The organism is Brevibacillus sp. LEMMJ03, from assembly GCF_007197875.1.
Classification (GTDB): Bacteria; Bacillota; Bacilli; order Brevibacillales; family Brevibacillaceae; genus Brevibacillus; species Brevibacillus thermoruber.
In genome coordinates, this window is record NZ_VKJN01000134.1 from 1 (window position 1) to 215 (window position 215).

The 215-nt window shown below is 55.8% G+C and carries 1 protein-coding gene; it reads right to left on the reverse strand.

The features are described from left to right. A partial coding sequence (locus FOI68_RS23755) for a hypothetical protein (RefSeq protein WP_185974044.1) occupies positions 1 to 215 on the reverse strand: 215 nt, incomplete at both ends.

Here is a 215-nt window from a genome sequence, read left to right on the forward strand (position 1 = left end):
CAAATGGCCGAACGACTGGAGGGAGTTGAAAACGGTCAGAAGCAAATGGCCGAACGCCTGGAGCGGGTCGAAAAGGGGCAGGAGCAGATGTCTGTCCGTCTGGAGCAGGTCGAAAAGGGCCAGGAACAGATGACCGTGCGCCTGGAGCAGCTTGAAAATGGCCAGAAGCAAATGGCCGAACGACTGGAGGGAGTTGAAAACGGTCAGAAGCAAAT